Source organism: Limnohabitans sp. 2KL-17, assembly GCF_003063415.1.
In the GTDB taxonomy this organism is placed as follows: Bacteria; Pseudomonadota; Gammaproteobacteria; order Burkholderiales; family Burkholderiaceae_C; genus Limnohabitans_A.
In genome coordinates this window covers 26,540-40,171 of sequence record NZ_NESK01000010.1, presented here as the reverse complement: position 1 = coordinate 40,171, position 13,632 = coordinate 26,540, and the positions used below count along the sequence as shown (strand labels likewise).

Here is a 13,632-nt window from a genome sequence, read left to right as displayed (position 1 = left end):
TAGGTATGGCCTTCTTGGGCTTGAACTTTTTTGGCTTAGGGTTAGCTGCGGCCTGAGCTTTTTGAGCTGTAGCTTGCTTGGCCTGTGCCATGACCGCTGACCATACGTTGTCAGATATCAGCCTCCAAAGTGCCAGTTGGTCTTCGGGATTTGCAATTTCCATAAATCTCATCTTTGGTCTCCTTTTCCTACATTTATTTATCCGTTGCCATAAATAAATGCATGCGAATATTCGAACTAGAGAAACCAAAAACGCCAGAACAATTGAGACTGGATCAACTACGCGTCACCAGCAAACGCGCAAGTGATGCGTTAAAAACTGAACGTGAAAGGCAGAAGGCACAACGCGCACAACAAGCTCTGCAAAAGCTGCGTATGCCAACCAAGCCCAAAACTAGCACTGTCAAGCCAATCAAACCTATCACGGCCGTTTAGTCAAAAGAAAACCAGCAAGCTATTCACCTGCTGGCTCTGAACTCGCATTGGACTAAGACTTGGCTGGTAACTTCAATGTTGGGCGACTACTAGCCGCAGAGTCTTTGGCAAAGCCTGCTGTTACCTGTCCCATCACTGCATCAATACGTTTGTCCAATTCCCCTGAATCTACAGCTGTCCGAATCACCTGAAGCGAGGTGATCACATCGGCAATGCTGTCAGTCTCGATGGCATTTTTCCCCTCGACTATTTCGAGTGTGCGTGCACCATAGCGAACGGTGATGCACATCTTGCCCTTGTCGTCCGTCCACCACCAAGGCTTTAACTTCTTAGGAACTTCAACCTTGCGGTTCTGCCCTGTTACCTCGTCCTTGACTGTGCGAACTCTTACGGGCGAAAAATCAGTGCCCGACTGCTGCGCCTTGGCTAACTGGATTTGCTCACCCAACTTGGTACTGAGCTTTTGACGCCTTGCATGCTGTGGGCTCGTGCCCTTTTCACGCTTGGCTTGAACTAATTTCAACGCGCTTAAACCTGACATAGCTACTCCTTGTGTGTGTTGCAGGAATAGCTAATTTATTGTCGAACCATGGCGCAGAGCAACCAAAACGACTGGTAACCCGACTACTTGGCGGGACTCACGCTATCGGTTGACAGATCAATCAACAGACAGGTTTGAATAGTGTTCTCGAGCTCGGATAGTTTCTTGAAGTATGCGCTCTTTATGTGCAGCTTCATCCATTTTCAAATCAAAATAACGAGGCTCATAACGCTCCAACTGCTTGTGACTCAAGCGCCAATACTGATTAACGGTGCGATCTTGCATGGTCATTTCAATCTCATGGCGCAAGTCCACGCTGAGCTTGTGCTTGAAAAAGATAGCGTCATGTACACGGGCAATGGGTTCGCGGCCATGTTGGGCAGCTACTTCACAAACAATGTCCATGACTTCGGTTTCATCATGCTGGTAAAGATACGCAAGGATCTTGGACTTGCTGGGTCGGCCACTTGGCGTTTGAAGAAATGATTTGCTGAGCAAGTCCCTACGTGTTGCTTTGACTAATTCATAAAGGTGCGTATCAAGGATGCTCTGCTCGTTAATGTAGGCCTGTACTGTGGGGTCAGCAAGAAAACGTTCTCTGTCAGTGCCGTTTTTGATGATGTCAACTAGCGCTGGATTTGTCCACCCACCAGATTCATTCTGCCAGCCAGTGGTGTTTTGACGGGCGCCAAAGCTGATGGCTGTAAACGCCTGCTTGAGCAATTTCGGTTGTAGATCTTTGTGTACTGGGCTGTCATCTCCAAATGTGAAGTACTGCACTGTGCCCATGAAGTCAGCTTTGTCTTCCAGAAAATTCAACGTGGCGCTAAAGACCTTACGCAAATCCTTACCCTGTCCATACGCATCGATGTATTGTTTGGCCCAACCCATCTTCCAAGCCACAACACTTGAGCGGATGTCGTACTCCCAACAGTCACCCAACACTGCTCGACGAAGCTCCTTGTTGATGTTTTGAATACTGGTTCCCTCGTAATACATGCGCCCAAACGGGCTGGGTTTCTTACGCTGCACGTAATAGCCATCCATCACACTGGATATGGCCAAAATAATTCGCGCTTGACGCAGCGCTTGGTCCATCTTCTCTTTTGTAATGTGTTCGGATTCTGTAGTGAGCCAGATGATGTAGCTTTTGACGCTTTCCTTGTCAACCGGCACCAGGTCAAATAACTCCTCAATCTCTGGTGATTTGATCCTTTGCTTGAATTCGGGAAACAGCAGATTTAAGACTTGGTAATTGCCAAAGTCATCGCCGCATAGGTACTGGTCAATTTCTTTATCGCTTTTGCCTGAACGCAAGATCTTGTCCTCTACTGCCAGCGTGTCAACCATGGTCACGAGACTGGTTAATTTGCATTGGCTCACACTACCAGTTAGGTTTGAGCCAGTGATCACAGACTCAACCAAGTTGAAGTTGTTGTTCCTTAGCCATGCATGCACACGCAGCTTCTTGGGTCCAATCTGACCGCCTTGATTTGCAAGCTGCTGGAGTGAAATGGCAAATAAATCCAACTTGCGCTGCAGGGGCGTTGCAGCAAAATGCAGGCTTTTGAACAGCATGGCTTCTAGTACGCTGATGTATTTAGCCAGTGCTCTATGTGCTGTATTCGCAGGCTTGGGAAACGCCTTTTGCAGCGCTTCGTAGACTCGTGCATCAACGGTAATTTTGATCATCTGCCACCCCATGTAGTCAGGACTAAAGAAATCCTGGAATTCACACGTATTTAGCTGGAATATACAGATTATCTAGAAAATTAAAAAAGTCACACGCTTATAGTAATTAATCAACTAAGTCATAAGCACATATGCCCAAATGACCCATAAATGGGTCACTTGGACTGATTGAAGTCAAATCAAGCAAGTCCTTCTTTTGTTTGGCATTGGTTCCGAAATGACTAGGCGGCAATTTTGATAAGTACTTGATGCATACATACAAAGCATCAGTTCGCGCACAGGTCAAAGGCCGCAGCCAAGTGATCAGGACCGAAGTTCGGGCCATGAACGCGCAAGACGCGCGTTGGTTGCTATGGGCTCAGTGGGGATTTCACAGCATCCAGTCTGGCCCTAATCAGGTCAATACTCGCTAGGCAGCATGATTACCCAGTGCTCACCGTCCCAGCAGGCATAAAGTGAAATGGCTTGCATTGGAAAGTCCGTATATGGGATCTCTTGACGGGCATGTTCACTGCCACTGCCGTCCTCGTAGATCATTGTTGCCCTGTTGCCATTGACTGTGACACGCACTTGGACAAACCAGTCCTCAGTGCCAATCTCGCTTAGGTGGCTGGCAATCGCATCCATCATCCAAAAACACTCGGCCTCTTCAGCCAAGTATTTGGTGCCATCAGTCAGCAGATGCCTGCGGCTGATACGGAAATAGCCAGTTGTTCCAATAAATTGTGTCAATTGCGTAGAGTCGAATTTTTTCATCGCTGCGTCCTTCTTTTGTTGAATGACTACAGTTTTGTTTCAGACACACAAATGGACAACCGACATTTGGTAACCCGAAAACTTGGCGGGGTACCGGGTAAAAATCACCTGGGTGATTTGATAAGTACTCCACCTAAAAAATCCACAGCCCAGAAATTTAGACCTGCAGGACCCATTCGGGCTACAGATACAAACCGCACTACATGTATAAATTTCAGTCACTACCAGCAAAATGCCTCGCGTTTAAAAGCCCCATAGCGCTTCGATTCACCTGCCCGAATACTCGGACTGCTGAGAACCCAGATCAGCGCTTGTAGGGCTTGCTCGTCGATCTGCGCTGGTTATCCACAGCTAGCGCAAGTTATCCAAGAAAAATCACGAAAAACATTACTTTTAATAGATTTCAAAGTTTGAGCGTTGAAATCATTGAAGAAAAAAACCGCTCAAAAGTTATCCACAGCCAGTTCATTTCACCCTGCTCCAGCAGAGAAACCCATCACTTTGGCGGGACTCAGGTTGTCCAGATAAATATATGAAAACACAATGCAATTAACGCAAACAAATGATTTAGGAGATAAAACCATGGCACAAGCAAAGACACTGACAACTGCTGAAATTGAGCGCTTGTTAACGCATATCAACACACGCAAGTACGCAGCCCGAAACAGATCAATGATGCTGCTCACACACTGGGCAGGTTTGCGAATCGGTGAAGTAGCCTGCTTACGCTGGAGCGATGTTACAAACAGCGATGGGCAGATCAAAGATGAGATCCGCTTACTGCCCGACATGACCAAAGGTCGTCACGCTCGTACTGTATTTGTAAGCGCAAAGCTCAAAGCGGAGTTGCAATCCTACGCAAAAGAAGCCAAGTGCGTGGATCGCAGCTATCCATTCTTTGCAAGTCAAAAAAGCATCAAGGCAGGCTTTAACGCAAACAGCTTGGCCCAAACATTCGCTCTACTTTACGAAGGCGCTGGACTTGAAGGTGCTAGCAGTCACAGCGGTCGCAGAACGTTTTTAACAAACCTTGCCAACAAAGGCACGGCGATACACATTCTGAAAACGCTTGCTGGGCATCGCAGCATCAGCACTACAGCTGCGTATCTTTACAGCAGCCCCAGTCAATTGAAGGCAGCAGTTGAGTTGGTTTGATTGAGAGTTTGAATCCCTTTTACCCCGCCAGAACAAAGACCTCAAACCTGCTCAGCAGGCCTTGAGGCAGCCTCAGGCCCCGCACCACGCGGGGCTTTTTGCTATGGGCTCCTGACTGCGACCTCTCGCATCAGCCCGGCAAAGTCGTCTCAAACCCCGTTTGTCTCAAAACCTCATGACTTTTTCGGACTTGGTTCCGAGCCGTGAATTTGCGGGTTTGTGCAAAATGGGCTCTGAACCAAGTTGAATGAAATTTCGTTCTTCAAGTTGATTCATGCTCGACTGATATGCAATCAATAAAATTCAACATTTGAATTTTTTGTAATAAACCGGAGCATCCATGAGGGCAATTGAACAAACCTTGACGATGAAGGACTAAATCTTTAAAATTAAAATTCATGAAAAAGTTCTTGGCAATCTTCCTGCTAGTTCTGTTGCCCTTGCAGTTCAGTTGGGCAGCAATGGCAAGCTATTGCGAGCACGAAACCAGTGTGACTGCCACGCACCCTGGTCACCACACCCATGACCATGCGTCAGTTGACCAGAAAGAGTCCAGCAAAAACTCACCCCAATCGACGGGCATGGACCATGACTGTGCCACTTGCCATATGGGTTGTGCAGCTGCTCTGGTCAACGATCTGAACACGACCACAGCAGCGGTCTCTGACGATAATCCACTTCACCCTCAGGTGATTGTTTCTCAGCTTTCAAGAGAACGTCCTGAGCGGCCTAATTGGCCCGTGCTTGCCTGATCGGCGAGTCTCGGGTTTCTCCACCTCTTTTCGAATCCCCTGTGCGCGAGTGAGCATGACGCTTTTTGCGTTTTGCCTCATCGCCTAGCGACGTGTTGTCGCTGCTCGCTGATCTCCTTGGATGTTTTCACCATTGGAGATGAGCTATGAGTTTGTACAAAAAAAGATCGACACCGATTCGAATCGCGCTGTCGGTCATGACCCTGAGTGGCTTGGTGCTGACGGCCCAAGCACAAGGCACATCCGCCGCCGCGTTGAGTGGCTCGGTGTCCTTGAAAAATGTTTTCGATACGGCGTGGCAAAGGCAGCCCGAGGCGCACGCGCTTCAATCGCGTCGCGATGCAGCCCAGGCCCAGGCTAAAGCCGCATTGATGCTGTCTCCCGAGCCACCATCGTTGGATATCAGTCAGCGATCGGACCAGATGACTGGCAACAACGGTTCGCGTGAAACCGAGGTGGGAATTGCCATTCCCATTTGGCTACCCGGGCAACGCACGGCCAGTACCGATCTGGCGCAGGCTGAAATCTCGTTGGTTGAGCGCAAGCTGCTCGCCTCACAACTGCGGCTCGCCGCTTCCGTCAGGGATGCTTGGTGGGGCTGGTTGCGAGCTCGCGTCGATGCTGAACTGGCGAGCGAACAACTGGCTAATTCGCTACGCCTCGCCGCTGATGTTGCTAAACGTACCAGCGCGGGTGATCTGGCCAAGTCGGACCGGCATCAAGCCGAAGGCGCTCTCGCTGCGGCCCAGGCGCATGCCGCCCATGCTCAAGCGGCCTCTGCCGCAGCCTTGGCACAAGTGATGTCGTTGGCAGGCAGAACGGCTCAGGCTGACTTGATAGCCAACGCTGCAGCTGAACCGACCCCCAGTTCGGCTATATCAGTTGGTCATCCCTTGTTGGCTGAACTGGAGGACCGCATCACGATGGCCGAGCGGACGGCTCAGCTGATCAGCACCCAGAAGCGATCCAACCCGGAACTCACGGTGGCCACAACGCGCGGTCGTGGGGCATTTGGAGACCGCTATGGCCAGACTGTGCTCATCGGCATTCGAGTGCCGTTTGGTTCAGGGCCCAGGAATGACGCTCGTATCGCGACGGCACAGGCAGAGGCTATTGAAGTGCAGTCAAAGCTGATCCTTGAGAGGGACCAAATTCAAGCTGATCAAAGAGGCGCTGCTTCTCGACTAGAGGCTGTAAGAACCCAACTCGTCGCCGCGCAACGACGAGAAATGCTGGCCAACGAGTCCCGAGGTTTTTTCGACAAGTCGTTCAGGCTGGGCGAGACAGATCTGCCCACACGCTTGCGCATTGAGGCCGAGGCTGCAGAGGCCGCGCGACAAGCGGCTCGAAGCCGAATTGACCTAGCCTCCGCCATTTCGGCATTGCGGCAGTCCTTGGGCTTGCTGCCCGAGTGATGCTGACACCCTTCAAAATTTCAAGGAACACCATGAATTTAATTCATTCAACAGCCGCCACTCTCTTGGCGCTGATCTTCACACTGCTTAGTCCCATGGCCATTGCCGGTGCGGGTCACGACCATGGAGAAGCTGCTCCAAAAGCACAGGGCACAGCACTGCCGCGTTTCGTCGCGGTTTCAGAGGATCTGGAAATGGTTGGCATCGTCAATGGCAAGCAGCTGACGATTTACCTGGACCGTTTTAAAGACAACAGTCCCGTCAATGACGCTCAAATCGACATTGACATCGAAGGCAGCAAATACAAAGCTGAAAAACACGGCGTAGGTGAATACGAAGTCATCCTCAAGGACACGCTCAAACCTGGCGTCATTGCCATCACCGCAACCATTCAGGCCGGTGAACTGAACGACCTGCTGACTGGCGAACTCGATTTGCACGAGGACGAAGATGAACCTGTCAGTGGTTCTTCTTGGAAAGGCATCGCCCTGTGGATCGGCGGGGGGTTATTGGCCCTGATGGCATTAGCCGTGATCGTTCGCTTTCGTCAACAAGCTCGTACGGCCTAAGGAGCCTCAGCATGAAAACAATCAACACTTCAAAAAAACGTTACTGGATGGCACTGGCCACTGCTTTGACCCTTGCAGGTGCTGCGCTGCCTACGTACGCGGGCGAAGGCCATGACCACGGCGCTGCGCCTGCGACGGCCAATGCCAATGGTCCACAGCGCATGGCCGATGGCAGCGTGTTTCTGCCCAAACCAGCCCAACGCCAACTGAATGTGCGCACGATGGTGGTGGAAACCGCTGAGCTGCCACGCGCCTTTGAACTCAATGGTCGGGTGCTGATGGACCCCAACGCTGGGGGCAAAGTCCAGCCCATCAACGCCGGACGCATCGAACCCGGCCCTAATGGCCTGCCCAGCGCAGGGCAAACCGTCAAGAAGGGACAGGTCTTGGCCTACGTCGTCCCTGCGTTCGCCCCCCTGGAGCGGGCCAGCCAGTTGACTCAATTGGCCGAATTTCGCGCTGCCAAAGCGCTTGCTGAAAAGCGTTTGGCACGTTTGCGCGAGTTGTCGGACACGGTGCCGCGCAAGGAAGTGGAAGCCGCAGAGAGTGAGGTGCTCAGCCTGACCGATCGCATGTCGGCCGTCGGTGGCGGCCTCAGCAGCAAAGAAGCACTGGTCGCGCCCGTTTCTGGCGTGATTGCCTCGGCGCATGTCGTGGCAGGCCAAGTGGTGGACACGCGGGAATTGATTTTTGAAATTGTCGACCCGAAGCGGCTGCGCATTGAAGCCTTGGCTTTTGATATCTCAGTGGCCAACAACATCGGCGGTGCCACATTGGCTGTCGGCGACCAGCGCACGCCACTGGTTTTCATGGGTGCAGCGCGCAGTTTGCGAGAGCAAGCTCTGCCGCTGAACTTCCAAGTGCAAAGCCCGGAACTATTAGGCCTGGCCGTTGGACAGCCCGTCAAAGTCTATGTGCAGTCCAAGCAAAAGACACAGGGTATTGCGGTCCCCCAGTCGGCACTGATGAAAAACGCTGCCAATCAGAACGTGGTGTGGGTCAAGTCTGCAGCTGAGCAGTTTGAACCCCGCACGGTGACGTTCGAGCCCCTGGATGGAGCGCGCGTCACGGTGATCTCGGGCTTGAAGTCTGGCGATCGTGTGGCGACCCAAGGTGCCACGCTCATCAATCAAGTCCGGTAAAGGGGTCACGATATGTTCAAGTGGCTTCTCGAAAATAGCCTGACCAACCGGCTTCTGGTGTTGATAGCGGGTGCCGTATTGATGGCTTACGGGGCATTCACATTGTCTCGAACGCCAGTCGATGTCTTTCCCGATCTCAACAAACCTACTGTGACGATCATGACCGAGGCGGGTGGCATGGCGCCTGAAGAGGTCGAGCAACTGATTACCTTTCCTCTGGAGACGGCCATGAATGGCTTGCCTGGGGTCGAATCGGTTCGTTCGACCTCTTCTGCTGGCCTGTCCTTTTTGTATGTCACCTTCAACTGGGACACGGAGATTTTTCGGGCACGCCAACTGGTGTCTGAACGCCTCTCGTCCATGGAAGAAGGTTTGGCTGCCGGGGTAATACCACGGATGGGGCCGATCAGCTCCATCATGGGTGAGATCATGCAGATCGCTATTCCTGTCGATCCGCAGAAGATCTCCCCTATGGCCGTGCGTGAGTACGCCGACTGGGTGCTCCGGCCTCGACTCCTGGCCATCCCCGGCGTCGCACAGATCATCCCCATTGGCGGCGAAGTGCGCCAGTTTCAGGTGCAGCCCAACACAGCGCGCCTGTCGGACTTGGGTATCTCCTTGGACCAGTTGGAGTCGGCGTTGCGCGGGTTTTCGGCCAACACCTCAGGGGGATTTTTGGAGCTCAACGGGCGCGAGTACCTGATTCGAAATCTTGGTCGCACTTCCCGCCTGGAGGACTTGCGCAATCTGGCTATTACCGCCAAGAACGGTCAGCCCATCTTGTTGCGCCAGATCGCTGAGGTCACTTTTGCCGCAGCCATCAAACGTGGGGATGCAGGCTTTGAAGGCAAGCCAGCCGTGATTCTGGGCGTTCAAAAGCAGCCAACCGCTGACACGACCCGTTTGACACAGTCGATTGAAGAAGCGATTACGGATCTCAAGGCATCCCTTCCTGCGGGGATGGAGGCACCCCGTGTGACCTTCCGGCAGGCCAGCTTCATCGAGGCCTCGATCTCGACGCTGCAAGGCAAACTCATCGGCGCCTCGCTGTTTGTGGCCGCGATCCTGTTCTTCTTCCTGGGCACGGTTCGCCCCACCATCATTGCGCTCACCGCCATCCCAGTGTCCATCTTCATCACGGCACTGGTGTTCAAGTATTTTGGCTTGTCGATCAACACCATGACGCTGGGGGGGCTGGCGATTGCCATTGGCGGACTGGTGGACGATGCCGTGGTGGATGTGGAAAACATCTTGCGGCGCATGAAAGAAGACCGTGCAAAGGACCCAAGCCAGCGCCTGTCGCTGCTCGCGCTCGTGGCCAAGGCGTCCATGGAAGTCCGCTCGGCGATCCTCTATGCGACGGTGATCATCGTGCTGGTCTTCCTTCCGCTTTTTGCTTTGCCGGGCCTGGAAGGCAAGTTGTTTGTCCCACTGGGCATTGCCTTCATCATCTCGACACTGGCCTCTTTGTTGGTGTCGGTAACGATGACGCCGGTGCTGAGCTACTACCTCTTGCCGGGCATGAAAAACCTGGACCATGGCGACACCAAAGTGCTGGCATGGCTCAAGCAAGGCTACAAAGGCAGTTTGCAAAAAGTGCTGGACAAGCCACGCGTGGCGATAACCAGTGCATGTGTGGCGGTAGTGTTTGCCGCGGCAGCTGTTCCGTTTTTTCCGACCACCTTCTTGCCTCCTTTCAATGAAGGCACCTTGCTGGTGGGCATACGGCTGAACCCGGGCGTGACCTTGACCGAGTCCTCTGACCTGGCGCGCCAGGCCGAAGTGCTGGTCAAGCAGGTGCCCGAAGTGCTGCATGTGGGCAGACGCAGCGGACGTGCTGAATTGGATGAGCATGCCGAAGGCGTTCATGTCAGCGAATTGGACGTGGGCATCAAACCCTCAGGCGAGTTGACGCGCTCAATGGATGAGGTCCGTGCCGACATCCGTGCACGCTTGGTCAACCTGCCTGCTTCGATTGAGGTGGGGCAACCCATCTCACACCGCATCGACCATATGCTGTCTGGGGTGCGCTCCCAAATCGCCATCAAGATTTTTGGCGAAGACCTGGACGTGCTGCGCGGGCAAGCCGATGCGCTGCGCTCAAAGTTGTCAGGCATCGAGGGCATAGCCGACCTGCAAATCGAAAAACAAGTTCTTGCGCCCCAGATCAAGGTACGGTTGGACTATGCGGCAGCGGCGCAATACGGCCTGTCTGGCGCGCAAGTGCTTGCCACACTGCAGACCCTGGTGGAAGGTGAACGTGTCACGCAAATCATGGAGGGAGGTCGCCGCTTTGCGCTGGTTGTGCGTTTACCAGAATCCGCACGATCGCTGGAAGGCTTGGGCCAGGTGTTGATCGAAACACCCTCGGGCAGAATTCCGCTGTCCAAAATCGCAACGATTGAAGACGCCGATGGTCCCAACCAAATCAGTCGGGACAACGGCAAGCGGCGTATCGTGATTTCTGCCAACGCTTCGGGCCGCCCATTGTCAGAAGTCGTGGCCGACATACGCAAAGTGACGGCGGATTCTCGATTGCCTGAGGGCTACTTCATCACCCTCGGAGGGCAGTTCCAGGCGCAAGAAGAAGCCTCACGCCTGATCTCTTTGCTCTCGGTGGTCTCTGTGGTGTTGATGTTTGTGGTGCTTTACAGCCGCTACAAGTCCGCCGTTTTGTCGGCCTTGATCATGGTGAACATTCCCTTGGCGCTCGTGGGTGCCGTGTTGGGTCTTTGGCTGTCAGGTCAGCCTTTGTCGGTGGCCGCCCTGGTCGGCTTCATTACGCTGGCGGGCATTTCGGTGCGCAACGGCATTTTGAAAGTTAGCCACTACATCAACCTCATGCGCTTTGAAGGGGAGGCCTTCACCAAGCCCATGATCTTGCGCGGTTCGCTGGAGCGTCTGAGCCCGGTGTTGATGACGGCCTTGGTGACTGCCTTCGCATTGGCACCATTGCTCTTCGAGGCCGAACGCCCCGGCACCGAAATTTTGCACCCGGTCGCCGTGGTGATTTTCTCGGGCTTGATCAGCTCGACGCTGCTCGACACCTTTCTGACGCCTGCCATGTTTTGGCTCTTTGGCCGCAAACCTGCCGAGGCGCTTTTGCAAGACAAAGATGCTGAAGCATTCTGACCATTCATTCGTTTCTTCAACCTCAACCAAAACCTCAAAAGGACATCTCATGAAATTCCATACGCTCTTGATCACATCGTCACTTTTCCTCAGCGGACTCGCATGGGCAGGGCCACACGATACAGATCACAAACCCATGCAAGGGGGTGTTTTGACCACCGTCAAGGATGTTGACTACGAACTGGTCGCCAAACCTGATGTGCTGCAGTTGTTCGTGCGTGACCATGGCAAACCCGTTGACGTGAGTAAAACGACGGCAAAAGTCACACTGCTTTCTGGCGCTGACAAGCAAGAAGTTGAGTTGAAACCAACAGGCGACAAGCTTGAAGCCAAAGGTAGCTTCAAGGTAGCTCCTGGGACAAAGGTTGTTGCTCAATTCAGTTCAGCTGGGAAAACAACTTCTGCACGTTTTGTTCTGAAATGAGGCGTTTACAACTTACTTGTTTTTGCCACAAATGGTGGATCAATTTTGGGAAAATATTATGAAAACTTGGATTACTAAAACAATCGTCGTCTCAGCTTGCGTACTTGGCATCGCAGGCTGCGCTTCACCGGTTGATCGAATCGCTGAGAAGCCGCATTGCCATACGGATCGAGGAAGAAATGCTTACTGCACCAAAGATCCTGCACCCAGCATTGCCAAAGATGATGAAGCAAAGTCGTTTGCCTCAGTGCCTGAAGCTCTGACGGTTTACGTCGTGCGTTATTGGGGCGACGGACATCATCCGTTGGACATTTCTGTGGATGGTGGCGCAGCGATGGAGACTGTTCCAAACTCCATGATTCGCCTGCGATTAAAAGAGGGGACTCATCAAATCACTTTCAATGTTGGAGGTAAAACGTTTGACCGAACAATTTCAGGTACGAAGGGAGAAGTTCGGTTGTTGGGAATTACGGGTACTGATTATTTTTGGGGCAAATCTTCACATCAGTGGACGAATGACTCAGTGGATCAACTCAAACAGCGCGCACTGCGTTCTCGTTTGATCAAAGACATCACTTTGCTTTGATGCTCCGAGGCCATCCGCCATGACTGATTGTCATTGGCGGGATTGCTTCAACCTGTCTGGACAAGTACCATCTTTACTCCGCAAGACTTTGGATGGTCTTTGTAGCACTTGTTGCTCTGATGTTCTGGAAGCACCTGCCATGCCAAGCTGTCATTGGGAATGGTTCGTTTGGAGAGTTTTGAGCATGACTCTGAGAAGCGGGGGCAGCGCTTATCGCCTAGACACTCGAAAGCACATGCTGAGTCAAAGCGACACGTTGCGCGGTGCAAAATAAATCACAGCCACTCCGGCAAGCACGAGTGATGCGCCTACCAAGTCCCAGCGATCAGGCAACACGCCATCGACTAACCACAGCCACAAGACTGAAATAACGATGTATACCCCACCGTAGGCGGCATACACACGTCCAGCAGGATGTGGATGCAGCGTCAGCAGCCACGCGAACAGGCCCAAACTTGCTGCGGCAACAATCAACCACCATGGAGACGCACTTTTCTTGAGCCATAAGTACGGCAGGTAGCAACCAATAATCTCTGCGCAGGCGGTTAGCGCGTACAGGCCCAATGCTTGGATCGGTGTCATGAATGCGAATGTCGGTGGTGAATGTCCGGAAAATGTGCATGCTCGTGTTTGAGTTTTGCATGCTTGTGATCATGTGTGTGAGGCTCAACGCCATCCCATTCAAAGCTTCGAGGTTCAGCAACAGCGATGCAGTGGAACCGCTTGTTGATAGCAATCCAAACATCAGCGCCACAGGGCCTAGCATACCACCAAAAAAGATCGCCCCCAGCAGCCAGGGCCAGTCACCTTTGGGCAGGCCCGACGGCCTTACGCCGTGATCACGAATCACGCGTGCCAGACTTAGGCCAAGCCCGCTTCCCAAATAAAGTAACCCCGCCAAAAGAACTGGTGGTGTATCACCCGTCAATAGCTTGGCAAACGGGGGGCTAGCGCCAAACAGTGCTGCAGCACAAAGCGCTTAAAGGACAGCTCTATTCATACCGAGTTTGTCTGACACACAGCGGAAGGATTC

The 13,632-nt window shown here is 52.8% G+C and carries 12 protein-coding genes and 2 pseudogenes; 8 read left to right on the top strand and 6 right to left on the bottom strand.

All coding sequences use genetic code 11. The features are described 5' to 3' along the window. Positions 1 to 487: 487 nt before the first annotated feature. The 3 genes from B9Z45_RS06340 to B9Z45_RS06330 form a co-directional block, all read right to left on the bottom strand. Positions 488 to 976 carry a DUF6641 family protein gene (locus B9Z45_RS06340; protein WP_108406392.1) on the bottom strand — a complete coding sequence of 163 codons (489 nt, stop codon included), beginning with the start codon at positions 974 to 976 and terminating at the stop codon, positions 488 to 490. Between the two features lie 117 nt (positions 977 to 1,093). Next, positions 1,094 to 2,668, bottom strand: coding sequence for a hypothetical protein (locus tag B9Z45_RS06335; protein ID WP_146180885.1), 1,575 nt, complete (start codon positions 2,666 to 2,668; stop codon positions 1,094 to 1,096). Between the two features lie 399 nt (positions 2,669 to 3,067). Next, a complete protein-coding gene (locus B9Z45_RS06330; RefSeq protein ID WP_108406390.1) occupies positions 3,068 to 3,424 on the bottom strand; it encodes a DUF6876 family protein in 357 nt (118 codons plus the stop codon). Between the two features lie 543 nt (positions 3,425 to 3,967). Between B9Z45_RS06330 and B9Z45_RS06325 the strand changes: the two genes are divergently transcribed. From B9Z45_RS06325 to B9Z45_RS16890, 8 genes are all read left to right on the top strand, one after another. Beyond that, positions 3,968 to 4,579, top strand: a complete 612-nt coding sequence (locus B9Z45_RS06325) for a tyrosine-type recombinase/integrase (RefSeq protein ID WP_370445816.1) — start codon at positions 3,968 to 3,970, stop codon at positions 4,577 to 4,579. Between the two features lie 398 nt (positions 4,580 to 4,977). Further along, positions 4,978 to 5,331: a cation efflux protein, CzcI family gene (gene czcI, locus B9Z45_RS06320; RefSeq protein ID WP_199221855.1), complete on the top strand. Its 354-nt coding sequence runs from the start codon at positions 4,978 to 4,980 to the stop codon at positions 5,329 to 5,331. Positions 5,332 to 5,477: 146 nt separating this feature from the next. Next, positions 5,478 to 6,746 carry a TolC family protein gene (locus B9Z45_RS06315; RefSeq protein ID WP_108406388.1) on the top strand — a complete coding sequence of 423 codons (1,269 nt, stop codon included), beginning with the start codon at positions 5,478 to 5,480 and terminating at the stop codon, positions 6,744 to 6,746. A gap of 95 nt (positions 6,747 to 6,841) precedes the next feature. Continuing rightward, positions 6,842 to 7,315, top strand: coding sequence for a hypothetical protein (locus B9Z45_RS06310; RefSeq protein ID WP_108406387.1), 474 nt, complete (start codon positions 6,842 to 6,844; stop codon positions 7,313 to 7,315). Between the two features lie 11 nt (positions 7,316 to 7,326). Further along, positions 7,327 to 8,457, top strand: a complete 1,131-nt coding sequence (locus tag B9Z45_RS06305) for an efflux RND transporter periplasmic adaptor subunit (RefSeq protein WP_108406386.1) — start codon at positions 7,327 to 7,329, stop codon at positions 8,455 to 8,457. 12 nt (positions 8,458 to 8,469) lie between these two features. Then, positions 8,470 to 11,589 (top strand): efflux RND transporter permease subunit, encoded by a 3,120-nt coding sequence (locus tag B9Z45_RS06300; RefSeq protein WP_108406385.1) that lies wholly within the window; start codon positions 8,470 to 8,472, stop codon positions 11,587 to 11,589. Between the two features lie 49 nt (positions 11,590 to 11,638). Continuing rightward, positions 11,639 to 12,013: a hypothetical protein gene (locus B9Z45_RS06295; RefSeq protein WP_019425173.1), complete on the top strand. Its 375-nt coding sequence runs from the start codon at positions 11,639 to 11,641 to the stop codon at positions 12,011 to 12,013. Positions 12,014 to 12,029: 16 nt separating this feature from the next. Next, complete coding sequence (locus B9Z45_RS16890) at positions 12,030 to 12,599, top strand: hypothetical protein (RefSeq protein ID WP_133176048.1); 570 nt, start codon at positions 12,030 to 12,032, stop codon at positions 12,597 to 12,599. 243 nt (positions 12,600 to 12,842) lie between these two features. On the opposite strand, the gene B9Z45_RS06285 is transcribed toward B9Z45_RS16890, so the two are convergent. The 3 genes and pseudogenes from B9Z45_RS06285 to B9Z45_RS06275 all read right to left on the bottom strand — a co-directional run. Continuing rightward, positions 12,843 to 13,181: a YnfA family protein gene (locus B9Z45_RS06285; RefSeq protein ID WP_019425172.1), complete on the bottom strand. Its 339-nt coding sequence runs from the start codon at positions 13,179 to 13,181 to the stop codon at positions 12,843 to 12,845. Then, a pseudogene (locus B9Z45_RS17600) lies at positions 13,178 to 13,285 on the bottom strand (EamA/RhaT family transporter); the annotation flags it as partial. The pseudogene B9Z45_RS17600 and the gene B9Z45_RS06285, both read right to left, overlap by 4 nt. Continuing rightward, positions 13,282 to 13,560: pseudogene (locus B9Z45_RS06275) on the bottom strand (EamA family transporter); the annotation flags it as partial. The pseudogenes B9Z45_RS06275 and B9Z45_RS17600, both read right to left, overlap by 4 nt. Between the last annotated feature and the right edge of the window lie 72 nt (positions 13,561 to 13,632).

Excerpts from the sequence above, each read along its gene's own strand:
- B9Z45_RS06285 (WP_019425172.1), bottom strand. The coding sequence starts at position 13,181 with ATGACACCGATCCAAGCATTGGGCCTGTACGCGCTAACCGCCTGCGCA.
- B9Z45_RS06295 (WP_019425173.1), top strand. The coding sequence starts at position 11,639 with ATGAAATTCCATACGCTCTTGATCACATCGTCACTTTTCCTCAGCGGA.
- B9Z45_RS06305 (WP_108406386.1), top strand. The coding sequence starts at position 7,327 with ATGAAAACAATCAACACTTCAAAAAAACGTTACTGGATGGCACTGGCC.
- B9Z45_RS06335 (WP_146180885.1), bottom strand. The coding sequence starts at position 2,668 with ATGATCAAAATTACCGTTGATGCACGAGTCTACGAAGCGCTGCAAAAG.
- czcI (WP_199221855.1), top strand. The coding sequence starts at position 4,978 with ATGAAAAAGTTCTTGGCAATCTTCCTGCTAGTTCTGTTGCCCTTGCAG.
- B9Z45_RS06325 (WP_370445816.1), top strand. The coding sequence starts at position 3,968 with ATGCAATTAACGCAAACAAATGATTTAGGAGATAAAACCATGGCACAA.
- B9Z45_RS06330 (WP_108406390.1), bottom strand. The coding sequence starts at position 3,424 with ATGAAAAAATTCGACTCTACGCAATTGACACAATTTATTGGAACAACT.
- B9Z45_RS06310 (WP_108406387.1), top strand. The coding sequence starts at position 6,842 with ATGGCCATTGCCGGTGCGGGTCACGACCATGGAGAAGCTGCTCCAAAA.
- B9Z45_RS06300 (WP_108406385.1), top strand. The coding sequence starts at position 8,470 with ATGTTCAAGTGGCTTCTCGAAAATAGCCTGACCAACCGGCTTCTGGTG.
- B9Z45_RS06340 (WP_108406392.1), bottom strand. The coding sequence starts at position 976 with ATGTCAGGTTTAAGCGCGTTGAAATTAGTTCAAGCCAAGCGTGAAAAG.
- B9Z45_RS06315 (WP_108406388.1), top strand. The coding sequence starts at position 5,478 with ATGAGTTTGTACAAAAAAAGATCGACACCGATTCGAATCGCGCTGTCG.